Origin of the sequence: Vibrio bivalvicida (assembly GCF_001399455.2) — a bacterium.
Lineage (GTDB): Bacteria > Pseudomonadota > Gammaproteobacteria > Enterobacterales > Vibrionaceae > Vibrio > Vibrio bivalvicida.
On record NZ_LLEI02000074.1, the window covers coordinates 1 to 1,165 of the forward strand.

Annotated in this window: 1 protein-coding gene; it reads right to left on the reverse strand. The window is 41.0% G+C overall.

Going from position 1 to position 1,165, the window contains the following annotated elements:
• Positions 1–272: 272 nt before the first annotated feature.
• Positions 273–608: an energy transducer TonB gene (locus tag APB76_RS19125; RefSeq protein WP_054963687.1), complete on the reverse strand. Its 336-nt coding sequence runs from the start codon at positions 606–608 to the stop codon at positions 273–275.
• Positions 609–1,165 lie beyond the last annotated feature (557 nt).

Genomic DNA, 1,165 nt, shown 5'->3' on the forward strand with positions numbered 1-1,165 from the left:
AAAGGCTTTACTGGAAAACTTACAAAACCGTGGCCAATTTTAGTTGACCACTACATAAGAACCGATAAGAATACACATAACGCAACTATCCAGAACGCTGAAGATGCCCATAAATTATATATTTCTGTCATTTTTCGCCCAATCACCTAACGCCCTGCTAAGTGGCTAGCAACGCAAACCACTAATCTTAACCTTACCACCGTAAACACTATGCCTGATTAGTAATAAAATCGCCAAGCGTTGATAGTCCGCCTTGAGCAGTTTGTTATGTGTTAAATTTTAAACTCTAGCTTCTGCTTCTGAAGAACAGATTCAGCATGATTTAAAGGTCCATACTTCCATTTTGATAACGCTTGAACCGCAGCCTCATCAAAAACGCCTTCTGGATTTGATTCTACCACTGTAATGTCAGTTACATGCCCTTGCTGATTGACGTTAAAAGTCATAACTACAAAACCTGATAATTGACTTTCAACTGCTAATTTAGGGTACTTGGGAAATACACGCTCTATAGGTGTGAGTTCTTGATATGTGGGAGGGGCTGTATTTTCCTCAGGGCTAGCGCACCCGACCAGTAATAACACTAAGAAAATTTCTATAAATCTCATACTTACCCTTTTACACATAACGCTGTGTTAAGTGGTGAACAACGCCCCACTTAACTTAATAAAGCCACCTTAATCACTACATTAAAATTTGCAACCAAAACCGCCGAGCGTTGAGAATCCAGCTTGAACACTTTGTTAATAAAGTACTTTCCGCGCGCTCTACACCCAAACAACCCACCGAACTCAACAGTACAAACCAACCAGATTTTTATTGGCTACTGACCCACTGTCCTTTTCAGAAACCAACTTTGAGCAAGTAGCCAAACCAAAGTGACAGAGAACAGGCCACCCACTGAAGTCACGGACAGTTAATTGCCACAACGATGAACCTTTGAGAGTTAAGATGGTTGCTGGCATATTAGCGCTTTCGATGATTTCAAATGGCATTGTCACCAAAGAAACTTCAGAACGCAAAGTGCTAGAGAACGAGAATTTGTGCCGAGATAGATACAGCCAATGAAGGACTATTTGATCCAAAAATCATTCGTTAACAGTAGCTTATTAACGCCCTGCTAAGTGGCTAGCAACGCAAACCACGACACTTAAACTAACCACCG

Excerpts from the sequence above, each read along its gene's own strand:
- APB76_RS19125 (WP_054963687.1), bottom strand. The coding sequence starts at position 608 with ATGAGATTTATAGAAATTTTCTTAGTGTTATTACTGGTCGGGTGCGCT.